Origin of the sequence: Dermacoccus sp. PAMC28757, from assembly GCF_014302635.1 — a bacterium.
In the GTDB taxonomy this organism is placed as follows: Bacteria; Actinomycetota; Actinomycetes; order Actinomycetales; family Dermatophilaceae; genus Dermacoccus; species Dermacoccus abyssi.
The window spans coordinates 1,581,787-1,604,553 of the sequence record NZ_CP060292.1 but is presented as its reverse complement, the minus strand read 5'-3'; the positions used below and the strand labels follow the sequence as shown (position 1 = coordinate 1,604,553).

The window sequence follows — 22,767 nt, the reverse complement described above, 5'->3', positions numbered from 1 at the left end:
CATAATAACCGGGTGCATGTCGCCCTCCCCATCGTCCTCCTCGTCGCCACGACGATTCTCGGAAGCCTCGTGGCTCGGCGGGTCGGGCTCTCCGGTCCTCTGCTGCTGACGGCGGTCGGGGTCGCGCTCTCCTACGCCCCCGGCGTGGGCGAGGTCCACCTCGACTCCGAGGTCGTTCTCCTCGGTTTCCTGCCGCCGCTGCTGTACGCGACGGCTCTGCGCATCTCGCTCGTCGATCTGCGGCGCGACGTGTACCAGATCATCCAGTTGTCGGTGCTGCTCGTGCTCTTCACCGCGATCGTCGTCGGACTCGTCTCCTGGTGGCTCATGCCCATCGGTTTCGCGGCGGCACTGGCCCTGGGCGGTGTCGTCGCTCCCCCGGACGCCGTCGCGGCCACCGCCGTCGCGCGTCGCATCGGGTTGCCACGCAGGCTCGTCGCCGTCCTCGAGGGTGAGTCCCTCTTCAACGACGCGACGGCCCTCGTCACCGTGTCCACGGCCACGCTCGCGCTGCAGCAGTCCGTCACGCCGCTGAGCGTCGGGGTCGACTTCCTCGTCGCGACGGTGGGCGGCATCGCGATCGGCGTCGTCGCGTTCCTCGTCATGGCGTTCATCCAAAAGCACGTCAAGGACACCCCGACGAGCGTCGCGCTGAGCTTCATCTCGCCGTTGGTGGCCTTCCTGCCCGCCGAGGAGATCCACAGCTCCGGCGTCATCGCCGTCGTCGTCATGGCCGTCCTGCTGGGCTACAAGGCGCCCTACATCCAGACGGCGCAGGCTCGCGTCTCCGAGCGGATGAACTGGGATTCGGTGCAGTTCATCCTCGAGAACATGGTCTTCCTGCTCATCGGTCTGCAGGCGGCGACGATCATCACCGACGTCATCGAGTCCGACATCGGCCTGGCCCGTACCAGCGCCTACGCGCTCACCGTTCTCGCGACGGTCATGTTCATCCGGCCGGTCTTCATCATCTTCGCGGCGTGGCTGGGCCGCGTGGCGAGATGGGATTCGCGTCCCCTCTCCCTGCGTGAGGGTGCGGTCGCCGGTTGGGCCGGCATGCGCGGCGTCGTGACGCTCGCCGCCGCGTTCCTGCTCCCCGAGGGCGCCACCCCGCATCGCGAGACGCTCATCTTCATCGCCCTCACCGTGACGATCGGCACCCTCGTCCTCCAGGGCTTCACGCTCGGCACGGTGGCGAAGGCCATGAAGCTGCACGCCCCCGATCCTCGCGAGGACGCCCTCGCCGCGGCCCAGGTCGTCCAGGCCTCCATCGACGCCGGTGAGGTGGCGATGCACAAGGCACTCGAGGATCCGCGACTCGCCGACACCCCTGAGCCGATCGTGAAGTCGCTCGAGAAGCAGGGCATGCGCCGCGCCAACCTCATGTGGGAGCGCCTGGGCAGCAGCGATGTTCTCGGCCCGACGCAGCAGTACCGCGAGATCCGTCAGCAGATGCTCGCCGCGGAGCGCAACAAGGTGCTCGAGATGCGTGATCACGGCCTCGTCGATCACGAGGTCATCGACAACATCCTCTTCCAGCTCGACATCGAGGAGTCGATGATCCTCACGGCCGAGGATCGCGACGCTGTTCTCGGGGAGACCAGACCCCTCCTCACGCCGGAGGGCCGCCGAGGCGACTGCGAGCACCTCGTCGAAGCCGCTGACTCCAGCGCCGCGCCGCAGTCCCACGAGGGATGTCAGACATGCCTCGAGCAGGGCATGAAGTGGCTGCACCTGCGCATGTGCACCGCGTGCGGGTTCGTCGGGTGCTGCGACTCATCCCCGGGTGCACACGCGAGCGCTCACTTCCGCGACACTGCCCACCCCGTCATGCGCTCGTTCGAGCCCGGCGAGGCATGGCGTTGGTGCTTCGTCGACGGCCTCCCGGGCTGAGCCGGCCCGCCCGATAGCCTGGGTCGCATGACCGAACTCGTCCTCGCCTCGCAGTCGCCCGCCCGCCTCGCCACGTTGAGGTCGGCCGGCATAGAGCCGTTCGTCCTCGTCTCCCACGTCGACGAGCAGGCCGCACTCGACTCCGCGGGCGCGGATCACGGGCCGCTGGCCGCCGAGGACGTCGCCCTGCTGCTCGCGCACGCGAAGTGCCAGGCGGTCGCCTCCCGCTTCGCCGAGGGCGACGTCCCCGACGACGCGCCCGAGAGCGCGCTCATGCTCGGCTGCGACTCGGTGCTCGAGTTCGAGGGCCGGACGCTTGGCAAGCCGGTCGACGCGGGTGACGCTGCGGCCCGCTGGCGGGAGATGCGCGGTCGAAGCGCGACGCTGTTCACGGGGCACTGGGTCATCGACGACCGCGAGGACGGCACGAGCGCCACGTTCGGGGCCGTCTCGGGCACCGAGGTCCACTTCGCCGACATCAGCGACGCCGAGATCGAGGCGTACGTCGCCACGGGCGAACCGCTCGCCGTCGCCGGCGCCTTCACGATCGACGGACTGGCCGGCCCGTACGTCGAGCGCATCGAAGGCGACCCGCACACCGTCGTCGGGATCGGTCTGCCGCTGCTGCGCGAGATGTTCGCCGAGATCGGTGTCGAGTGGCACACCCTGTGGAACCGTCCGCGCGGCTGAAACGTCCCAGGCGGGCCCGCCGGTTTGGCACACTGTCACCAGCACATTCGGGGAGGACGAGGATGACGACATCACGCGCGAGGAAGGCGCTCGCAGCGACCGCCGTCACCGTCGGGCTCGCCACGACGAGCGCCGCACCGGCGTGGAGCGCGCCGAAGCTGGCCGACGGCAACGGCTTTGCCACTGGCGGCAAGAGCATCGACCTGCGAGTGGCCTCCGGCGACGGCACTCCCCTCGACCCGGGGATGTATCAGACGACGTTGCCCGTCGACGAGACCTCCCGCTACGCGTCCATTTCCCGGGGTGAGGGCGAGCGCCTCCAGATCGGCGTGCTCGGCTCGGCCACCTGGAAGAACAACGCGTGGAGCGTTTCCGACGGTTCGCAGGGCCTCGAGATCAAGCTGACCACGCCGGACGGCGAGACGACCTGCGCCACGTCCACCGACTCCCTTTCCACCACGGGCGCGCCGGGGCTGCTCAAGACGAACGTCGCCGTCGACCCCAAGGCCACGAAGCGCATCACGGACTCGGGCGATTCCGCCGACGCGTGCCGCAAAGCCACGTCCTACCGGCTCGAGGTGAAGCGCACCAACAGCGGTGACAACTCCACGCCGATGCCCGTGCAGATCGCGATCGTGCGCACTCCGAAGGTGAACGGCGAGGTCAAGACCCCGAGCGGTGACGTCGAGGCCCTCTCCACCCAGCCGCTCGACGCGTCGCAGACGATGGAGCCGGGTGCCGGTTTCGCGAACGCCACGACGCTTCCCAGCTCCGAAGGCGGGTACACCGTCGAGGCGCAACCGGGACGCCGCATGTTCTTCCGCGTCCACCTCAGCTGGGGCCAGCGCATGTCCGTCGGCTGGGAAGTGCCGAAGAACGGCAGCGGCTACAACCCGACGCAGGACATGAACCTCGATCTGCAGGTCTACAACCCCGCGCTCAACGAGGTGACGGTCTCGGGCTCCGGTTCGAACACCGGGTACCTGTTCACGTCGACCTCCTCGGGCACCGACCCGAAGCAGCTCGGCGCCTACACGGCTCCCATCGACTACGGCAACGCCGACCGCGAGACGGGCGGCGACGACAGCGTGCAGTGGCAGGCGATGCCGGGCTGGTACTACGTGGCACTCGACGTCACGCCGTCGTCGTCCTCGGACAAGCTGGACGAGTCGAAGACGATTCCGTCGGTCATTTCGGTGCGCGTGCAGGGCAACGCCAACGAGGGCCCCGCCATGGACGTCGCACAGCCGGCCCCTGCCACCCTGAGCACCGAGGGCACCTCGGGTTCGAACCCGCTGCTCTGGGGTGGAGCGCTCGTGCTCGGCCTGGGCGCGGTGGCCGGGTTGGCTTTCGTTCTGTGGCGCCGCGATAACTCCTGACCGCCACGCTTCCCACATGAAAGCAGCGCCCGATCCGGTTTCGGCTCGGGCGCTGCGTCGTACGCCAGGGGCGGGTGATCAGTCCGCCTTCTGCCATGTGTAGCTGCCGTCGTCCTGATAGGTGCAGGTGAGCTGCTTGCCGCTCGACGTCGTGGCCACGGACCCGGCATCGCTGAAGTAGCAGGTGCCCCCGGTGCTGGCGTGGTTGGCGTCGTACGCGCCGTCGCCGGCACCCCAGGGCTGCCAGAGCGCGAAGCCGGCGACGAGGGCGGCGAGCAGGCCGGCGGGCGCCGCCATCCACGTCTTGACCTTGCGGCGCTGCGGCACCGGCGCGCCGTCGATGAGCGTCTGCGGCGCGGCGGAGGAGTCAGTGAAGCCATCGAGGGCGCGGGCTGCGGCTCCGGCGTGGAGCTGGACGAAGTCGCCCGAGGACTCCATCGGGGGCAGACGGTCGGGGATGTTGCGGGCGGCCGCGTCGTGCCAGGCGTTCTCGGGGAGCAGGAGCCAGGACATGGCGTCGCGAGCGTTGGCGGGACGCCTGCTGGCGACGGGGTCGGCCAGTGCGACGAGGACGTTCCACAGCGAGTCCGGCACGTCGGCGGGGCGCGGCGGAAGGTCGTCGCGTCGGGTGCGCGTGGTGTTGCCCGGGCGCACGCCGGTGAGCATGTGGATGCCCATCATGCCGGCGGAGTACAGATCCTGGCGGGGGTCGGGATCGTCGCCCTTGGCCTGCTCGGGCGACATGTAGCCCGGCGTTCCGAGAACCATCTCGTTGCTCGTGAGGCGCGGTGCGTCGACGCTGACGGCGATGCCGAAGTCGGTGATCCAGGCCGAGGGCACGCCCATTCCGGTGGCTTCCAGCAGGATGTTGGCCGGCTTGATGTCGCGGTGGACGATGCCGGCGCTGTGGCAGGCGTCGAGGCCGTCGAGCATTTGGCGCATGAGTTCGGCGACGAGCGGGTACGGCAGCGCGCCGTGATCCTTGATGAGGTCGGAGATGGAGCCGCCGTCGATGAGGGGCATCGTGAAGATGACGCGCCCGTCCTCACCGGCCCAGCCGAGCGGCGTGACGACGTGGCTGTGCTCGATGCGCATGCCCTGCTCGCGCATGAAGCGCAGGAGAGAGCCTGCGTCCGACTGGCGCAGCAGTTTGGCGGCGACGAGACGACGCGACTTGTGGTCGTGGACGCGCCAGACGGACCCCATGCCGCCTTCGCCGATCTGGTCGACCAGCTCATACCGGCCCGCGAACATCTCACCCATGCCTGCTCCTCCCCTGCGTCGAGTCAAGGATACGGATCACGGGCGCGGGCGTGCAGCGCAGCCGTGACTCTCCTTGCAGTTCTCGACCTACGACGTGCGTTCTCGCCCGCTCGTTCCCTGTATGGCAAAGGCCCTGCCAACGCTCGGTGCGTCGGCAGGGCCGATCGGGCTGTGTGTCGCAGCGAGACAGACTCCAGGAGCCCGGCCGCAGAACGCAACCATCACTACCCGATGTGTCGGGCTGGGCGAGCTCGCCCGCCCTGCCAAGACATCAGTTGAAGTCGTTCGGGCGGGGGCCGATGCGACCGTCGGAGCTGTCGAGGTCACTGATGGCGAACAGGTCGTCCTCGGTGAGCTCGAAGTCGAACACGTCGAAGTTCTCGGCGATACGGCTCGGCGTCACCGACTTGGGAATGACGACGTTGCCGATCTGCAGGTGCCACCGAATGATGACCTGCGCGACCGTCTTGCCGAGTCGCTCCGCGATGCCGTCGAGCACCGGGTTGGTGAGGATGTCGCCGCCCTGACCGAGCGGGCTCCACGCCTCGACCGCGATGCCGTTGGCAGAGCAGAAATCGCGCACGGCCTTCTGCTGGAACTTCGGGTGCAGCTCCACCTGGTTGATCGCCGGGAACTCGCCCGTCTCGTCCTTGAGGCGTTGCAGGTGCTCGGGCTCGAAGTTGCACACTCCGACGGCGCGCACGCGCCCGGCGTCACGCAGCTCGAGCATCGCCTTGAACGTCTCGACGTAGGTGTCCTTCTCCGGAGTGGGCCAGTGGATGAGATACAGATCGAGCGGTTCGACGGCGTCCTTGCCGCCCAGGCGCTCGATCGAGGCGTCGAACGCCTTCTTCGTCGCCTCGTAGCCCTGATCCTCGTTCCACACCTTCGTCGTGAGGAAGATGTCGCGGCGCGGCACGTCCGCACTCGCGATAGCGGCGCCGGTACCGGCCTCGTTCTCGTACACCTTCGCGGTGTCGATGCTGCGGTAACCGACCTTGATCGCCTCGCGCACGGCGTCGGCGGCCTGGTCGTCCTCGACCTGCCAGACGCCGAAACCGAGCTGCGGCATCTCGACCGTTTCGGAGCCTGCCGAGAGGGAGACGGTGGGCACATTCGTGTTTTCAGCCATGTTCGCGCCAACCCCACGGACCGCCTTGCTATTCCGCATCGGAGGCATCGATTCGCAACGAGAATTTCTACCGTTGGGTAGCCACGTCGGGCCTTGGGCCGCCCGATATGGTCTCCCCATGGGTTCTGTCACCAAGGTTCTGATCGCCAACCGCGGCGAGATCGCCGTCCGCATCGCACGCGCCGCCAAGGACGACGGAATCACCTCCGTCGCCGTCTACGCCGAGCCCGACCGTGACGCTCTGCACGTCAAGGTCGCCGACGAGGCGTACTCCCTCGGCGGCTCCACCCCCGGTGACTCCTACCTCGTCGTCGACAAGATCCTCGAGGTCGCCAAGACCTCCGGCGCCGACGCCGTCCACCCCGGCTACGGCTTCCTCGCCGAGAACGCGAGTTTCGCCCAGGCGGTCATCGACGCGGGCCTGACGTGGATCGGTCCGTCCCCCGAAGCCATCGACGGCCTCGGCGACAAGGTCAAGGCCCGCCACATCGCCACCAAGGCCGGCGCCCCGCTCGTTCCCGGCACCAAGGACCCGGTGGCCGACGCCGACGAAGTCGTGGCCTTCGCGAAGGAACACGGCCTGCCCGTCGCCATCAAGGCCGCCTACGGCGGTGGCGGCCGCGGCCTCAAAGTGGCCCGCAGCATCGAGGAGATCCCCCACCTCTACGACTCGGCCGTCCGAGAAGCCGTGAGCGCGTTCGGTCGCGGCGAGTGCTTCGTCGAGCGGTTCCTCGACAACCCCCGCCACGTCGAGACCCAGTGCCTCGCCGACAGCCACGGCAACGTCGTCGTCGTCTCCACCCGTGACTGCTCGCTGCAGCGCCGCAACCAGAAGCTCGTCGAGGAGGCTCCCGCCCCCTTCGTCACGGACGAACAGCACGCGGAACTGCTGCGCGCCTCGAAGGCGATCCTCACGGAGGCCGGGTACACCGGCGCGGGAACGTGCGAGTACCTCATCGGCACCGACGGCGTCATCAGCTTCCTCGAGGTGAACACGCGCCTGCAGGTGGAGCACCCCGTCTCGGAGGAGGTCACCGGCATCGACCTCGTGCGCGAGCAGTTCCGCATCGCCCGCGGCGAGGAACTCGGCTACGACGACCCCACGCCGCACGCGCACTCGATCGAGTTCCGTCTCAACGGTGAGGACGCCGGCCGCGGCTTCCTCCCCGCACCGGGCACCGTCGAGACCTTCAAGGCTCCCAGCGGCCCCGGCGTTCGCGTCGACTCCGGCGTCGTCTCCGGTGACGTCATCGGTGGCACCTTCGACTCGATGCTCGCCAAGATCATCGTCACCGGCCGCACCCGCAAGGAAGCGCTCGAACGTTCCCGCCGCGCGCTTGCCGAGACGGTCATCGAGGGCATGCCGACGGTGCTCCCCTTCCACCAGGTCGTCGTCGAGGATCCTGCGTTCGCACCGGAGTTCACCGACTCCCCGAACGACGCGTTCAGCGTTCACACGCGCTGGATCGAAACAGAGTTCGACAACCAGATCGCCCCGTTCGACGGCTCCCCGGAGGCTGCGGCCGAGCAGGCGGCGCGCCAGAACGTCGTCGTCGAGGTTGGCGGTAAGCGCCTCGAGGTCTCGCTGCCGGGTGACCTCGCCGTCGCGCCCGCCGGAGGCAAGGGCAAGTCGGCGGGCCGCCGTACGTCCCGCAAGAGCGGCGGTGGCTCCGCCGCCAGTGGCGACTCGCTCACCGCTCCGATGCAGGGCACCGTGGTCAAGGTCAGTGTCGAGGACGGCGCCACCGTCTCCGCCGGTGACACGATCGTCGTCGTCGAGGCGATGAAGATGGAACAGCCCATCACCGCCCACAAGGACGGCGTCGTCACCGGCCTCAAGACCGCTGTCGGCGAGACCGTCACCGCGGGCAGCGTCATCGCGGAGATCAAGGACGCCGAGTAAACATCTTGAACGTGTGTTGGAACGAGCCATTACGGCTCGGGCCAACACACATTCAAGGGAGAAGACGGACACTACAGACGCGCACGCGCCTGCGTGCGGATCAGTCCTGCGAGGCCGTTCCCTGGAGCACCGTACGCAGCGTGGCGTCGATGTAGGCGCCACGTTCCTCGGTGGGCACGGCAAGCGCTGACAGCACGATGCCCTGGATGCTGGCCACGGCGGTCTCGGCGCGCAGGCGGGCGTTGTCCGTCGTCGCACGGCTGACGATGCCTTCGACGATCGTGACGAGCTCACCGCGCCACTCCCCTACGGCCGGAACGAGTTCCGGTGACCGCAGGGATTCGAGCGACAGCTCGAGGATGGCGATCATGAGCGCACCACCGTCGTCGGTCACCCAGCGTTCGAGCAGCGCGGTGGCAAACGGCGCGGTGATCATCGGGTCGCCGGAAACGTCCGGGAGCGAGTCGCCGAGCGCACGCACCTCGCCGGCGAGGCGCGCCCCGACGTGCCCCGTCAGCCCCGCGAGCAGCGCGGCGCGGGTGCGAAAACTCACCGAACACGTGCCCTCGGGAAAACCGGCCTGACGATCGACGGCGCGGTGCGTGAGTCCACGCAGACCCGACGTGGCGAGCACCGCCGTCGCAGCGTCGAGCAATGCCTCGCGCCGTGGCTGGGGCTCGCTCGTGGCGGAGTTAGTCGAGGTCATGTGGGATCAGATGATGTCGCTGCTGTGCAGGCGACGTGCGGCCTCCGCGATCGAGCCCGTCATCGACGGGTACACCGAGAACGTGTTGGCGACCTGGTCGACCGTCAGGCGGTTCTGCACCGCCATACCGATCGGGTAGATGAGCTCCGAGGCCTGCGGTGCGACGACGACGCCGCCAACGATCGTGTTCGACCCCGGCACCGCGAACAGCTTGACGAAGCCGTCGGTGATGTTGCGCATCTTCGCGCGAGGGTTCGTCGACAGCGGCAACGTGACCGTGCGCGCCTCGATCTTGCCCTCCTCGATGTCCGTCTGGCTGTAGCCGACGGTGGCGATCTCGGGGTCGGTGAAGATGTTGGCCGTGACACCCCGCAGGTTGAGCGGCTGCACCGCGTCGCCGAGCGCGTGGTGCATGGCAACGCGGCCCTGCATGGCGGCGACGGACGCGAGCGGGTACACGCCCGTGCAGTCACCTGCGGCGTAGATGGCCTGGGCCGTCGTGCGCGAGACGCGGTCGGTGACGATGTGACCCGACTCGGTGAGGTCGACGCCCGCGGCCTCGAGGCCGATGCCCTTCGTCTGCGGGATCGAACCGACGGCGAGGATGGCGTGGCTGCCCTCGACCTTGCGCCCGTCCTCGAGCGTGACGATGACCTTGTCGCCCTCGCGCGTTGCGGCCATGGCACGGCTGCGGTTGAGAACCGTCATGCCACGGCGGCGGAAGACGTTCTCGATGACGGTGGCGGCGTCGGCGTCCTGACCGGGCAGCACGCGGTCTCGCGACGACACGAGCGTGACGTCCGAACCGAGGCCCAGGTAGGCGTGCGCCAACTCGGCACCCGTGACACCGGAACCGACGACGATGAGCTTCTCGGGCACCTCGGTGAGGTTGTAGATGTGCTGCCACGTGAGGATGCGCTCACCGTCCGGCTTGGCAGAATCCATGATGCGCGGGCTCGTACCGGTGGCGAGCAGGATGACGTCGGCGCGGATGTCCTCGGTCTCGCCGTTGTCGAGCTCGGCCTCCACCCAGCCGTGGCCCTTGATGCGGCCGATGCCGCGGCGAATGCGCACACCCACGCTCTCGAGCTGGGCCTGGATGTCACGCGACTGGGCCTTCGCGAGCTTCATGATGCGCTCGTTGACCTGCCCCAGGTTGGCGTGCGCGTGCTGGTCCTCCTGCGACGCGTCGAACCCGACACCCAGACGGCCGGCCGCCTCGAAGCGCGACAGGAAGTCGGACGTGGCGATGAGGGTCTTGGAGGGGACGCAGTCGGTGAGCACCGCGGCACCACCGAGACCGTCACGATCGATGACGGTGACCTGCGCACCGAGCTGAGAGGCGACGAGCGCGGACTCATAACCGCCCGGGCCACCACCGATGACGACGACAGACTTCTTCCGAGAGCTCACAGACCTATCAAATCACTTGACGTCAAGATAAATCGAATCCCCGATGAGGACTCTCACGACCCATTCTCGCAGACTCCGGCCACCGCGTTCGGTTCCCGGCCGTCGGTGGGGAGCACTACCCTGAACGACGTGAACGCGCAGAACGAGCAGACGAGCCTCTCCCCCCTTGCCGACCCTTCCGTCGGCCCCTTCGAGGTCGCGCGTGACGCTGCCCGCGTCATCCGCGAACGCACGGGCGTCGAGAAGCACGACGTCGCCCTCGTGCTGGGCTCCGGATGGGGCCAGACGGCCGATCTCATCGGTGAGGTCAAGGCCACGGTCGACAACACTGACGTTCCCGGTTTCGGAGCCGCCGCCGTGGCCGGCCACTCCGGTCAGATGCGCTCCATCGAGATCGAGGGCAGTGGCAAGCGTGCTCTCGTCTTCGGTACGCGCACCCACTACTACGAGGGCAAGGGCGTGCGCGCCGTCGTCCACGGCATGCGCACGGCTGCGGCGGCCGGCTGCGACACGGTCGTCCTGACGAACGGTTGCGGCGGACTGCGCCCCGAGTGGGCGCCGGGCACGCCGGTGCTCATCAGCGACCACATCAACCTCACGGCCACGTCGCCGCTCGAGGGCGCCACCTTCGTCGACCTCACCGACCTCTACTCCTCGCGCCTGCGTGACGTCGCCCGCGGCGTCGACGCCGACCTCGACGAGGGTGTGTATGCCCAGTTCCCCGGGCCGCACTACGAGACGCCCGCCGAGGTGCGCATGGCCAAGACGCTCGGCGCCGACCTTGTCGGCATGTCGACGACGCTCGAAGCCATCGCCGCGCGTCACGCGGGCCTCGAGGTGCTCGGCATCTCCCTCGTGACGAACGCCGCCGCCGGCATCAGCGAGAACCCCCTGAGCCACGAGGAAGTCATCGAGGCCGGTCAGGCCGCCGCGGCGCGTTGCGGCCAGCTGCTCTCCGGCATCGTCCGCGCACTCTGATCCCCTCGACCCGCCCGAAAGGCACCACGCGATGAGTCTCGAGAACCTGCTCGCCTCGGCCCGATCCTGGATCACCGACGACCCCGACGCCGCCACTCGCGCGGAGCTCGAGGCCGTTGTCGCGCGCGCCGAAGGTGGCGACGACGTGGCGGCCGCCGACCTGGCCGACCGCTTCGCCGCGTTCCTCGAGTTCGGCACCGCGGGCCTGCGTGGCGCCCTCGGTGCGGGGCCGAACCGCATGAACCGCGTCGTCGTGCTGCGCGCCGCGGCCGGGCTCACGCGGTACCTGCAGGATTCGCTGGCACGCCGTGACGTCACCGTCGTCATCGGCTTCGACGCCCGCCACAACAGCGACGTCTTCGCCGCGGACACGGCAGCTGTCGTCACGGCCGCGGGTGGGCGAGCGCTCATTCTGCCCCGTCCGTTGCCGACGCCCGTTCTGGCCTTCGCGATCCGACACCTCGGCGCCGACGCCGGCGTCATGGTGACGGCCAGCCACAACCCGCCGCAGGACAACGGGTACAAGGTCTACCTCGGCGACGGCAGCCAGATCGTGCCGCCGTCCGACGTCGAGATCGCCGCGGCGATCGACACCTTCCCCACGGCCGCGTCGGTCGCTCGCGCCGAGGACGGCTGGGAGACGCTCACCGACGAACTGGCCGCCGACTACGTGGCGGCCTGCGGGGCGTCGGTCGGCGCACCCGCCGCCGAGCTCTTGATCGTGCACACCGCCCTGCACGGCGTCGGTTCGGCCACGCTTCTCGAGGCCTTCGAGGCGGCCGGCTACGCCCGCCCGCGCCCGGTCGCCTCGCAGGAGCAGCCCGACCCGGAGTTCCCGACCGTCGCCTTCCCCAACCCGGAGGAGCCGGGCGCCATCGACGCGGCGCTCGACCTCGCTCGCGAGACCTCCCCGGACCTCGTCATCGCCAGCGACCCGGACGCCGACCGGTGCGCCGTCGCCGTGCCCGACCCCAAGGCGGCCACCGACGCCGACCCGCAGGGTTGGCGCATGCTGCGCGGCGACGAGGTCGGCGCGCTGCTCGGCCACCGTGCTCTCGGCCTCATCACGACCGGAGCCGCCACTGGTGCTGATGGCGGCCCGGGCGTCGTCGCGAACAGCATCGTCAGCTCGCGGCTGCTCGGCGCGATGGCCCGGGCCGCCGGCGTTCCGCACGAGGAGACCCTCACGGGCTTCAAGTGGATCGCACGCGTTCGCGACATCGCCTACGGCTACGAGGAGGCGCTCGGCTACTGCACCGCTCCGGCGGTGGCCCGCGACAAGGACGGCATCAGCGCGGCCCTCGCGGTCGCGGAGCTCGCCGCCGGGCTCAAGGCTGACGGCCGCACCCTCGTCGACCTGCTCGACGACCTGGCTCGCGAGCACGGCGTGCACGCGAGCGACTCGTTCAGCATCCGCGTGAGCGACCTCGCCCTCATGCCCGCGCTCATGGGGCGCCTGCGCGAGCAGCCCGCAACGCAGATCGACAACGTCGTCGCGGCCTTCCACGACCTCGCGAAGGGCGACGGAGGCCTGCCGCCCACGGACGGTCTGCGCTACCTCCTGGCCGACGGCACCCGCGTCATCGTGCGCCCCAGCGGCACCGAACCCAAGGTCAAGGTCTACCTGGAGGCCATCGTTCACGTCGACGGCGACGACCTCGCCGGCGCCCGCACTCAGGCTGCCGAACGCCTGGCGGCCACGCGTGCGGCGATGGAAGCTCTCACGGCGCTGTGACGCAGGCTCGATCGTCCTCTCCCCCCGCCCGCGTCGTCGTCGTGTCGGGGCCTTCGGGCAGCGGCAAGTCGCGCTTGGCCCGGCACCTGGCGGCCACTCACGGGTGGGCCTTCGTCAACCTCGACGACTTCTACAAGGACCACGACGCTCCCGACCTACCCCGCTTCGCGAACGGCGAGATCGACTGGGACCACCCGGGCACGTGGAACGAAGAGGCTGCTGCCGTAGCGCTCGACACGTTGTGCCGCGAGGGCACCGTGAACGCACCGACGTACTCGATCTCGCACAGCCGCGCCGAGGGCACCCACCCCGTGCACCTCGACGGTGCGCGTTTCGTCGTCGCCGAGGGCATCTTCGCCCCGCACGTCATCGCCGGCCTGCGTGAGCGCGGGCTCCTCGAACAGGCCTGGTGCCTGCGTCGTAACCGCTACGTGACGGCGGCTCGACGTTTCGCTCGTGACCTTTCCGAACGACGCAAGCCGCCGGGCGTCCTCGTGCGCCGTGGATGGCGGCTGTGCCGTGACGAGCCCTCCATCGTCGCCGCTCACATGAACCTGGGTGCCGAACCCGTCTCGTTCCGTCAGGCGTTGCGACGGGCGTCCGCGCTCCAAAACGGCTGAACTCCGTTGCCCGCCGGTGTCCGTCCAGGCGGATAGGGTGATCGCGCACGATCAACTGGGAGGAACATCACCGTGAGCAACTGGGGTCAGCAGCCGCCACCCGGCCCGTACGACGGGCAGGTGCCGGGCGGAGGCGCGGGCCAGTACGGCAGCCAGGACAACCACACACCGTGGGGCGGGCAGAACGGCCCGGCGAACCCTGGTTGGCAGGGGGCGCCCCAGCAGCAGCCTTACGGGCAGGGCGCCTACGGCCAAGGCGGTTATAACCAGAGTGGTTACGGCGCGCCTCAGAATCCCTACGGTCAGCCCGGGTACGGGCCCGGCCAGGGCGGCTTCGTTCCCCCCGGCCCCGCCTTCGTCCCGCAGGCGGCCAAGCCTGGCGTCATGTCGCTGCGTCCTCAGAACGTCGGCGACATCTTCGACGCCGCCTTCCAGACCATTCGCGGCAACCCCGGCGGTTCCGTCGGCACAGTGATCGTCGGTGCGCTCCTCGCGGCCATCCTCTCGGCTGCTTTCATCATCACGGGAGCAATGAACAGCTCGAGCGCCGACGGCACTCCGGACACGGCCGCGCTGGTCGTCATCGGTCTCGCTGCGCCGATCGCCGGGCTCGCCGCCATGGCGTCAGCCGCCGGTCTCGTCCACGTGTTCGCCCAGGCCGTCATGGGCCGCCGCGCCACCGTCAGCGCATCGCTGCGTGTGGGAGTGCGGCGCATGTGGTCGATGCTCGGCGTGGGCTTGCTCATGGCTCTCATCATGGTGGCCGTCATGGTGCCCCTGATCCTGGCGATCGTCCTCGCTGCGTCGCAGGACAACGGCGGCCCCATCTTCCTGGCCGTCCTCCTCGGCATCGCAACCATCTGCGCCGTGGTGTGGGTGGGCATTCGCCTCTGCTTCGCCGGGCACATCGTGGTCATGGAGAAGGCCGGCCCCACCACGGCACTGCGGCGGTCGTGGCAGCTGACGAAGGGCCGCTTCTGGCGCACTCTCGGCATCACCATCCTCGCGCAGCTCATCGTCTCGGCGATCAGTTGGGTGGTGCAGTTCATTGTGTCCCTGATCATGCTCATCTTCCTCGGCGTGAGCCTCGCGGGTGCCTCCAACGGAGGGGAGGTGTCCGATACGAGCGTCGGCGCCGCGATCGCGGCTGGTGTGCTCGCCGTCGTCTTCACCCTTCTGTCCTATGCCCTCATCTACCCGTTCACGACGAACGTCACGGGAGCCCTGTACGTCGACGCGCGCATGCGTGACGAAGGCCTGGCGAACCAGCTGATGCAGCTGCCGTCGAACGCCATGGCCGCCAAGGTGAAGCTCACCGACGGGGCGCTCGACTTCCCCTTGCCGGGAGCCGGCGCCCCGGGTGGATTCGGCCAGGCGCCGTACGGCGCTCCCGGTACGGGTCCGATCGACTACCGCTGACCTTTCGCGCGGACGTGCACGATGGCCGACTCGCCTCCCCTCACCCCTGACAGCCCGACGGCGCGCCGCTGGCTGTCCGAGGAGTTGGCGAAGCCGGAGTATCAGGACAACCCGTCGCTCATCGAACGCATCATGAAATGGCTGTCCGAGCACTTCGGAGGCGGCGTCGATGTCGGTGGTGTCTCGATCCCCGCGTGGCTGATCGCCGTCGTCCTCCTCGCCGTCCTCGTCACGCTCTTCGTCGTGTCGTGGCGTCGGCATCGCCCCAGTGCGCGCGTCGAGAAGGACGCGAGGCACAAGCGTTCGGCCACCGTCTTCGACGCGGCCCGCCTCGAGGCAGGTGACTACCTCGCCCGGGCCCGCGAACTGCGCGGGCGTGACGACGCTGCGGCGCTGCTCGCTGCCTACCGTGCGCTCGTCGTGCGGGCCGAGGACGGCGGCATGCTCCTTCTCGACGACGCGACGACGGTCGGGGACGTCACGCACGTCCTGCGCGACGCGCTGCGCCGTCGGGACGTTCAGGAGCCGTCGTTCGGGGTGCCCGAGGCAAGCCACGCATTCGAGTCGGTGCGCTACGGCCACCACACGCCGACGACCGCGCAGGTCGACGACGTCCTCGCTCTCGAGGCTCTCGTACGCGAAGCCCCCAGTCCGAGCGGAGCCGCGCGATGAAGCGCCGGCCCAACGGGTTGATCGTTGGTGTGCTCACGCTGAGCGTCCTTCTCCTCGTCCTGCTCGTCATGACGGCGCGCCCGCACACGAACACCCCGCTCGACCCGGACAACCCCTCGCCTCACGGAGCTCAGGCCGTTGCGCGCGTCCTGGAGCAGCACGGGGTTGCCGTCGACCGAGCCGGGAACCTCGACGAGCTGCGTCGTGGCAACACCGGCGACGAGACGACGGTCTTGCTGACCGACGAGTTCCTCATTCCGCACGACGAGCGGCAGGACTTCCTCGCGTCGGCCCGCACGGCCGGCACCCTCGTCGTCGTCGACCCCAGCGACAGCCTGCGGGAGTCGCTGTTCGACCAGGAGGCCGACGAGTCGGAGAACGGGCCCGTCTACGCCGCCTCGGCCGGGGACGGCAAGAAGATCGTCGCCCTCAACGACCCCACGCTGCTGACGAACGCGTCCGTCGACGACGGCGACAACGCCCGCCAGGCTCTGACCAGCCTCGGTGAGCGCCGGCGCATGGTGTGGATCTCGACGTGGAACGGTGCAACCGGCGAGCAGACCGGCCTCGACTGGCCCGCCTGGAAGACGCCGCTCACGTGGGCGATCGGGCTGTCGGTGCTCTTCCTCGTCGTCCTGCGCGGGCGACGCTTCGGCCTACTCGCGCTCGAGACCATGCCGGTGACGGTCAAGGCCGTCGAATCGACACGGGCCCTTGCCTCCCTCTACCGCCGCTCGTCAGCACGGGATTCGGCCGCGAGCGCCCTACGCGACGGCACCGCCTCCCGCGTCGGAGCCGGCCTCGGTCTGTCGCAGGGACGTCGCTCCCCCGACCTCGTCGCGGACGCCCTGCGAGCTCGCGGAGGCACCACCACGGAGGGCGACGACGGCGCAAAGACCCCGAACGTCCCTCACGACCTGGCGGAGCGGCTCACCGGGCCGCCGCCCGAGAACGACAAGGCCCTCGTCGAGCTCGCCCGAGAACTCGACCGCCTCGAGAAGGAGATCCTGCGATGAGCGAAGCACCCCGTCCCAGCCACGACGAGGCCCGTCACGTGCTGCCGCGTTCGCACGACGATCAGAGTCAGCGCTCGACGAGCCCGTCGTCCGACCTCCCGTCGGCGCAGGAGGCCCGGGCCGCGCTCGACGAGGTGCGCCGTGAGGTGGCCAAGGCCGTCGTCGGGCAGGACGCCGCGGTGTCGGCGCTGCTCGTGGCGCTCCTGGCGCGGGGGCACGTACTGCTCGAGGGCGTGCCCGGTGTCGCGAAAACGCTCCTCGTGCGTTCGCTCGCCGAGGCGCTGTCGGTCGACTCCAAGCGTGTGCAGTTCACGCCCGACCTCATGCCGGGCGACATCACCGGCTCGATGCTCTACGACGCGGGGACGTCGGCCTTCGAGTTCCGCGAGGGCCCGGTCTTCACCAACCTCCTGCTCGCCGACGAGATCAACCGCACGCCTCCCAAGACGCAGGCCGCGCTGCTCGAGGCGATGGCGGAGCGTCAGGTCTCGGTCGACGGGCGGACGTACGCTCTGCCGACGCCGTTCCTCGTCGCGGCAACCCAGAACCCCGTCGAGTTCGAGGGCACCTACACGCTGCCCGAGGCCCAGCTCGACCGCTTCCTCATGCGCATCACGCTGCCCGTGCCGGAGCGCGACGCCGAGATCGAGATCGTCCGCCGTCATGCACAGGGCTTCGACCCGCGGCGCATGCAGTCGGCCGATCTGCGTGCCGTGGCAACCCCCGCTCACCTCGAAGCCGCGTCGCGCGCCGTCGAGTCGGTCCGCGTCGACTCCGACGTGGCTGCGTACATCGTCGACCTGGCCCGGGCCACGCGCGGCTCTGCCGCAGTCCAGCTCGGCGTGAGCCCACGCGGTTCCACCGCCCTCATGGCCGTCTCGCGGGCCTGGGCGTGGCTGAGCGGCCGCGACTTCGTCACCCCGGACGACGTGCGCAGCCTCGCGCAGGTGACGCTCGCCCACCGCATCGTGCTGCGCTCCGAGGCCGAGATGGACGGCCTCGACGCCGCGCAGGTGCTCGACCAGGCCGTGAGGTCGGTGGCCGTCCCGCGCTGACGCCCGGCAAGCCCTGACACCCCGACGTCCCACTGACCACAACGACCCTCATGAGGAGGTAGCCGTGTACTTGAGATGGCCCGCAGTCGCCGCGATGGCCGCGGCCTGCCTCGTCGTGTTCGTCGTGCCCTCGACGCAACTCGTCCTCGTGTGGTTCGTCGTCGTGGCGCTCGTCGTCGGCCTCGACGTCCTCCTGGCGCCGCGGCCCTCGTCGTTGCAGTTCGAGCGCCGCCAGCCCGACGGCGTTCGTCTCGGCGAGGAAACCGTCTCGCACCTCGTCGTGACCAACCCCACGTCGCGTACGTTCCGGGGCGCCGTTCGTGACGTCTGGTCGCCCGGAGCCGGCGCCCAGGACGACCGTGGCGTGTTGAACCTCGCCCCCGGCGCGAGCGTCGACCACGTCGTTCACCTGCTCCCCACGCGGCGCGGAATGCGCCCGAACGACGCCATCACGGTGCGCTCGGCCGGTCCGCTCCGGTTGGCCGGTCGCCAGACGCGCCTCGACGAACCGGGCCTGGTGCGCGTTCTGCCCGCCTTCGGTTCACGCGCCCACCTGCCGAGTCGTCTCATGCAGCTTCGCGAGATCGAGGGACGCTCGCTGGTGCGCGCTCCCGGCAGCGGCAGCGAGTTCGACTCGCTGCGCGACTACGTTCGCGGCGACGACGTGCGCAGCATCGACTGGAGGGCCACGGCACGACGCCGCGCTCCCGTCGTCCGGACGTGGCGGCCCGAACGCGATCGCCGCGTCTCGATCCTGCTCGACACCGGACGCCTCAGCGCAGGGCGCCTCGCCGACACCACACGCCTCGACGCCGGCATGGAGGCCTGCCTCCTCCTGGCCGCTCTGGCCGGTCACGCCGGCGATAACGTCGAATGGACGGCAGGCGACCGTGCTGTTCTCGCGCACGTCCCGCCGACGAGCGGTCGCAATGAGGCGGTGCGGCGCATGATGCTCGCCATGGCTCCGCTCGAGTCACGCCTCGTCGAACCCGACTGGTCACGCCTCGTGCAGAAAGCCACCGCCGACGCGCGCCGCGGCTCGTTGCTCGTCATCGTCACGCCGTTCGAACCCGCCGCCATCGAGGAATCCCTCGTTCCGCTGCTTCCGGCGCTGGCCCGCGAGACCCGGGTCGTCATCGCCTCCGTGGCCGATCCGGAGGTGGGCGCCATCGCGGCGAAGCGCGACAACGTGCGCGACGTCTACGGAGCCGCGGCCGCCGAACGACTCCGGCACCGCACGACGACGATGCGCGCGGCGTTGGAACGTCACGGCATCTCGGTACTGCACGAACCACCCGAGCGCCTCGCGCCGGCCTTGGCCGACCACTACCTCGTCCTCAAGCGCGAGGGCCGCCTGTAGCGCCGGTCAGCCGGCGACGAGTTCGTCCTCCCGCAGGCGGGCGTCGACGTCACCCGTCACACCGGCCGCCACCGCGCGGCGGCCGAGGATGACGACGTACGCGATGAAAGAACACCACGCCGTGAAGCCGATGAGCAGGCGCACCGGCGTGGGCAGCCCGGACGGCGTGACGAAGGCCTCGATGAAGCCGCACAGCGCCAGAACGGCGACGAGGCCCATCGCCGCAGTGAACGCCGTGCGCATCTCCGCCGCGAACGCGTCGGCGCGCGAGCGGGGGCCCGGTTCGATCCACGACCAGAAGCCGCGCAGACCGATGCCGGCGGCGACGAAGATCGACGTCAGTTCGAGCATGCCGTGGGGCAGGATGAGGCCGAAGAACAGCGAGAGCCGGTCGTCGGAGGCCATGAGGCCAGCGGAGACGCCCGTGTTGACGATGTTCGACCACAGCAGGAGCGGAATGGGAAAACCGAGGGCGCCGAGGGTGATGCACAGGGCCGCGACCCAGGCGTTGTTCGTCCAGACCCGGAACGCGAAGTCTTGGGCCGCGTAGGAGGAGTAGTAGTCCTCGAAGTCGTGCCGCGTCAGCTGCGAGATCTCCTCCGGGCTGAGGACGCTCGAGACGAACGCGGGGTGCGTTGCCGTCCACCAGGCCACGAGCGCCGTCAGCACGACGAAGGCGACGCCGACGCCGGCCCACCAGCGCCAGGCGCGGTAGCAGATGGCCGGAAACGTCTCGAGGAAGAAGCGGGCGAATGCTCCCGGATCGGCCCGGAAGTCGCGCGAGGACTTCACCCGGGCACGGGCGATGATCGTCGAGAGGTACTGCGTGAGAACGGGATCGGCCGACGTGGACTGCACGAGCGAGAGGTGTGACGCCGCGCGCTGGTAGAGGTCGAGCATCTCCTCGGCCTCGGTGCCAGTCAGGCGCCGTTTGCGCCCGAGTTCGTCGAGACGGGCCCACTCCTCGCGGTGCGCTGCGACAACGGCTTCCACATCCACGCTCGTACTCTACGCACCGGCTGCGGCCAGTAACCTGTTCGCGTGGCACACGTCGACGATCGGGAACTGCGCCCGCTGCGGGATCTCACCGGCCCGGCGCAGATCACCGGTGAGGCGGTCGCTCTCGACCTGCCCCCGGCCGGCGTCGGCATGCGCATTCTCGGCGTGATCATCGACCTCATCGTGTGGGCGGTGACCTTCTTCTGCCTCAACTGGGCCGCGCTGAAGCTGGCCGGCACCGCCTCGGATGCGGTCCGAGCAGGGTGGAGCATCGTCGTCCTCGTGACGTCCTTCGTGCTCCTGCCGACGGTGGTCGAGACCCTCACGCTCGGGCGGAGCCTCGGAAAACTCATTCTCGGCATGCGGGTCGTGCGCACCGACGGCGGCGCCATCTCGTTCCGTCACGCTCTCGTCCGCAGCTTCGTGGGCTTCGTCGAGATCATCGGCACCGCAGGCATGGTCGCTCTCGTCACGGCCACGCTGACGAGCCGCGCGAGGCGACTCGGCGACCTCGCGGCCGGTACCTACGTCGTGCGTGAAACCCGAGGACTCACGCTACCGCCGCCCGCCCAGATGCCGAGGCAACTCGCGGCGTGGGCTGACTCCCCCGCCGTCGTCAGCCCGCTACCGCAGGACCTCGCGGCACGGATGGCCCTCCTCGTGCGCCAACAGCACGTCATGCGTACCCCGGCGTTCAACGCCGTTGTGACGCAGACGCTGCGCGAGGTCCTCCCGCATGTGACGCCGCCTCCCCCGCCGGGCCACGACCCCTTCGCCGTTCTCGTCGCCATCAGCGTCCTGCGTCGCGACGCCGACGCCCGCCGCATCGAACGCGACGCGCGCATCAGGCGCTCCGTCCTCGGACGCTGACCCGTCCGAAACGCGAACGACGGCCCGCTTCCCCTTGAGGGGAAACGGGCCGTCGTGTTCGTGCGTTCGTCAGCCCTGGCCGCGTGCCACGGCGTAGGCCGGCTTGATCACGGTCATGATGATGTCGAGTCGCTCGTCGAAGCCCACAAACGCGGACTTCATCGCGTTGACGGTGACCTTCTCGAGGTCGGCCAGCGTCCAGCCCGCCTCGCGGACGAGGCCCGTCATCTCCTTCGTCATCGACGTGTCGCTCATGAGGCGGTTGTCGGTGCTCAGTGCGACGCGGAAGCCCAGGGCGAGCAGCAGAGAGATCGGGTGCGAACGCAACGAGAAAGCAGCGCCCGTCTGGAGGTTCGACAGTGGGCAGACCTCCAGCGCGATGCGGCGGTCACGCACGAACGCGGCGAGGCGGCCGAGGCGAACATCGGCCTCCCCCGCGCGCACGCGGGCCGGGAGCGCGGCACGCGCCGGTTCGTCGAGTTCGCCGTACTCCACGCCGTCGACGGTGATGTCGTCGGTGATGCGCACGCCGTGGCCGAGCCGCTCGGCGCCGCAGTACTGAATGGCCTCCCAGATGCTCGGCAGACCGAACGCCTCACCGGCGTGAATCGTAAAGTGGGCGTTCTCGCGGCGCAGGTACTCGAACGCGTCGAGGTGGCGTGTGGGAGGGAAGCCGGCTTCGGCGCCGGCGATGTCGAAGCCGACGACGCCCTTGTCGCGGTAGGCGACGGCCAGTTCGGCAATCTCGACGCTCTTGGCCGCGTGACGCATCGCGGTGAGCAGGGCGCGCACGACGATCGGGCGCCCCCGGCGCTCGGCCTCGCGGGCGCCGGCCTCGAAGCCGGCCAGCACGGCGTCGACGACCTCGTCGAGACCGAGTCCCTGCTCGATGTGCAGTTCGGGCGCGAAGCGCACCTCGGCGTAGACGACGCCGTCGTTCGCGTGGTCGAGGGCGCACTCGCGGGCCACGCGTTCGATGGCCTCGCGCGTCTGCATGACGCCGACGGTGTGCGCGAACGTCTCAAGGTACCGCTCGAGCGAACCGGAGTCTGCGCTGTCACGGAACCACGCGGCGAGCGAGGCCTCGTCGTCGGCCGGCAGGGCGTCGTAATCGGTCTCACGGGCGAGTTCGAGCACCGTGGCCGGGCGCACGCCGCCGTCGAGGTGGTCGTGGAGAACGACCTTCGGCAGCCGCGCGATGACGTCCTCGCTCAGGGTGCTCGTCGTGGTCTCGTCGCTCATGCGTTCGTTCCTTCGTCCTCGCGGCCAACCGTTTCGGGCGTGAACGCCGGCAGGCAGACGGCAACGTACTCGGCACCGTCGGGGCCGACCGTGTAGCGCACGCGCTCCCCCGCGCGGGTGACGACGCTCTGGCCGGCCTCGACCTCGAGCGTGCCGCCGTCGTGCTCGACGCGCACCTGACCAGCGAGCACGAGCGTCACCTCGTCGAACTGGGGCGTCTGCGCCGGCTCGTCCCACCCGGCAGGCGCCTTCATGTGGGCCACGGAGACCGCGCGCTCGCCGGTGGACGCGACGCCCACGTGTTCGTCGATGATCTTGCCGCCGGGTACGGGAATGCGCACCGGCGTGGTGAGGAGTTCAGGCATGCGGTCAGCCTAGTGCTCCGCGGCGGTCCCACTTGCCACGCGACGCCACCGTGGAGA

General features: G+C 69.7%; 20 protein-coding genes. 13 read left to right on the top strand and 7 right to left on the bottom strand.

Translation table 11 applies throughout. From position 1 onward, the window contains the following. The first annotated feature begins 12 nt into the window (after positions 1 to 12). The 3 genes from H7F30_RS07700 (at position 13) to H7F30_RS07690 (ending at position 3,962) form a co-directional block, all read left to right on the top strand. Positions 13 to 1,893 carry a Na+/H+ antiporter gene (locus H7F30_RS07700; protein ID WP_187034360.1) on the top strand — a complete coding sequence of 627 codons (1,881 nt, stop codon included), beginning with the start codon at positions 13 to 15 and terminating at the stop codon, positions 1,891 to 1,893. Between the two features lie 27 nt (positions 1,894 to 1,920). Continuing rightward, on the top strand, positions 1,921 to 2,583 hold the full coding sequence (locus tag H7F30_RS07695; RefSeq protein WP_187034358.1) for a nucleoside triphosphate pyrophosphatase: 663 nt from the start codon (positions 1,921 to 1,923) through the stop codon (positions 2,581 to 2,583). Between the two features lie 62 nt (positions 2,584 to 2,645). Beyond that, on the top strand, positions 2,646 to 3,962 hold the full coding sequence (locus tag H7F30_RS07690; protein ID WP_187034356.1) for a hypothetical protein: 1,317 nt from the start codon (positions 2,646 to 2,648) through the stop codon (positions 3,960 to 3,962). Positions 3,963 to 4,040: 78 nt separating this feature from the next. On the opposite strand, the gene H7F30_RS07685 is transcribed toward H7F30_RS07690, so the two are convergent. Further along, on the bottom strand, positions 4,041 to 5,225 hold the full coding sequence (locus H7F30_RS07685) for a serine/threonine-protein kinase (protein ID WP_187034354.1): 1,185 nt from the start codon (positions 5,223 to 5,225) through the stop codon (positions 4,041 to 4,043). A 271-nt stretch (positions 5,226 to 5,496) separates the two neighbouring features. Continuing rightward, positions 5,497 to 6,357: an aldo/keto reductase gene (locus H7F30_RS07680; RefSeq protein ID WP_047311866.1), complete on the bottom strand. Its 861-nt coding sequence runs from the start codon at positions 6,355 to 6,357 to the stop codon at positions 5,497 to 5,499. Between the two features lie 118 nt (positions 6,358 to 6,475). On the opposite strand from H7F30_RS07680, the gene H7F30_RS07675 reads away from it, so the two are divergent. Further along, on the top strand, positions 6,476 to 8,260 hold the full coding sequence (locus tag H7F30_RS07675) for a biotin carboxylase N-terminal domain-containing protein (protein WP_187034352.1): 1,785 nt from the start codon (positions 6,476 to 6,478) through the stop codon (positions 8,258 to 8,260). A 100-nt stretch (positions 8,261 to 8,360) separates the two neighbouring features. Here H7F30_RS07675 and H7F30_RS07670 read toward each other — a convergent pair whose 3' ends face one another. Together H7F30_RS07670 and H7F30_RS07665 are read right to left on the bottom strand one after the other, a co-directional pair. Beyond that, a complete protein-coding gene (locus tag H7F30_RS07670; RefSeq protein ID WP_187034351.1) occupies positions 8,361 to 8,966 on the bottom strand; it encodes a TetR/AcrR family transcriptional regulator in 606 nt (201 codons plus the stop codon). 6 nt (positions 8,967 to 8,972) lie between these two features. Next, positions 8,973 to 10,379, bottom strand: coding sequence for an NAD(P)H-quinone dehydrogenase (locus H7F30_RS07665; RefSeq protein WP_118913394.1), 1,407 nt, complete (start codon positions 10,377 to 10,379; stop codon positions 8,973 to 8,975). 129 nt (positions 10,380 to 10,508) lie between these two features. Between H7F30_RS07665 and H7F30_RS07660 the strand changes: the two genes are divergently transcribed. The 8 genes from H7F30_RS07660 to H7F30_RS07625 all read left to right on the top strand — a co-directional run bounded on the left by H7F30_RS07660 (position 10,509) and on the right by H7F30_RS07625 (position 19,234). Further along, positions 10,509 to 11,357, top strand: coding sequence for a purine-nucleoside phosphorylase (locus H7F30_RS07660; RefSeq protein WP_187034349.1), 849 nt, complete (start codon positions 10,509 to 10,511; stop codon positions 11,355 to 11,357). A 31-nt stretch (positions 11,358 to 11,388) separates the two neighbouring features. Beyond that, positions 11,389 to 13,092, top strand: coding sequence for a phospho-sugar mutase (locus H7F30_RS07655; RefSeq protein ID WP_187034347.1), 1,704 nt, complete (start codon positions 11,389 to 11,391; stop codon positions 13,090 to 13,092). Further along, a complete protein-coding gene (locus H7F30_RS07650; protein WP_047311861.1) occupies positions 13,089 to 13,712 on the top strand; it encodes a uridine kinase in 624 nt (207 codons plus the stop codon). The genes H7F30_RS07655 and H7F30_RS07650 overlap by 4 nt, the downstream gene beginning before the upstream one ends. A gap of 72 nt (positions 13,713 to 13,784) precedes the next feature. After that, on the top strand, positions 13,785 to 15,131 hold the full coding sequence (locus tag H7F30_RS07645; RefSeq protein WP_187034345.1) for a glycerophosphoryl diester phosphodiesterase membrane domain-containing protein: 1,347 nt from the start codon (positions 13,785 to 13,787) through the stop codon (positions 15,129 to 15,131). Positions 15,132 to 15,152: 21 nt separating this feature from the next. Next, positions 15,153 to 15,803, top strand: a complete 651-nt coding sequence (locus tag H7F30_RS07640; RefSeq protein WP_187034343.1) for a hypothetical protein — start codon at positions 15,153 to 15,155, stop codon at positions 15,801 to 15,803. Continuing rightward, positions 15,800 to 16,819: a DUF4350 domain-containing protein gene (locus H7F30_RS07635; protein ID WP_187034340.1), complete on the top strand. Its 1,020-nt coding sequence runs from the start codon at positions 15,800 to 15,802 to the stop codon at positions 16,817 to 16,819. The genes H7F30_RS07640 and H7F30_RS07635 overlap by 4 nt, the downstream gene beginning before the upstream one ends. After that, complete coding sequence (locus H7F30_RS07630) at positions 16,816 to 17,874, top strand: MoxR family ATPase (protein WP_129664608.1); 1,059 nt, start codon at positions 16,816 to 16,818, stop codon at positions 17,872 to 17,874. The genes H7F30_RS07635 and H7F30_RS07630 overlap by 4 nt, the downstream gene beginning before the upstream one ends. Before the next feature lie 64 nt (positions 17,875 to 17,938). Beyond that, a complete protein-coding gene (locus H7F30_RS07625) occupies positions 17,939 to 19,234 on the top strand; it encodes a DUF58 domain-containing protein (RefSeq protein ID WP_255464705.1) in 1,296 nt (431 codons plus the stop codon). A 6-nt stretch (positions 19,235 to 19,240) separates the two neighbouring features. Here H7F30_RS07625 and H7F30_RS07620 read toward each other — a convergent pair whose 3' ends face one another. Then, on the bottom strand, positions 19,241 to 20,233 hold the full coding sequence (locus H7F30_RS07620; RefSeq protein WP_047311857.1) for a stage II sporulation protein M: 993 nt from the start codon (positions 20,231 to 20,233) through the stop codon (positions 19,241 to 19,243). A 42-nt stretch (positions 20,234 to 20,275) separates the two neighbouring features. Between H7F30_RS07620 and H7F30_RS07615 the strand changes: the two genes are divergently transcribed. Next, positions 20,276 to 21,103 carry an RDD family protein gene (locus H7F30_RS07615; RefSeq protein ID WP_187034338.1) on the top strand — a complete coding sequence of 276 codons (828 nt, stop codon included), beginning with the start codon at positions 20,276 to 20,278 and terminating at the stop codon, positions 21,101 to 21,103. A gap of 69 nt (positions 21,104 to 21,172) precedes the next feature. Here the strand turns inward: H7F30_RS07615 and H7F30_RS07610 are convergent, their stop codons facing one another. Both H7F30_RS07610 and H7F30_RS07605 read right to left on the bottom strand, forming a co-directional pair. Further along, positions 21,173 to 22,345, bottom strand: a complete 1,173-nt coding sequence (locus H7F30_RS07610; RefSeq protein WP_187034335.1) for an adenosine deaminase — start codon at positions 22,343 to 22,345, stop codon at positions 21,173 to 21,175. Beyond that, a complete protein-coding gene (locus H7F30_RS07605; protein ID WP_118913383.1) occupies positions 22,342 to 22,710 on the bottom strand; it encodes a cupin domain-containing protein in 369 nt (122 codons plus the stop codon). The genes H7F30_RS07610 and H7F30_RS07605 overlap by 4 nt, the downstream gene beginning before the upstream one ends. Positions 22,711 to 22,767: the final 57 nt, after the last annotated feature.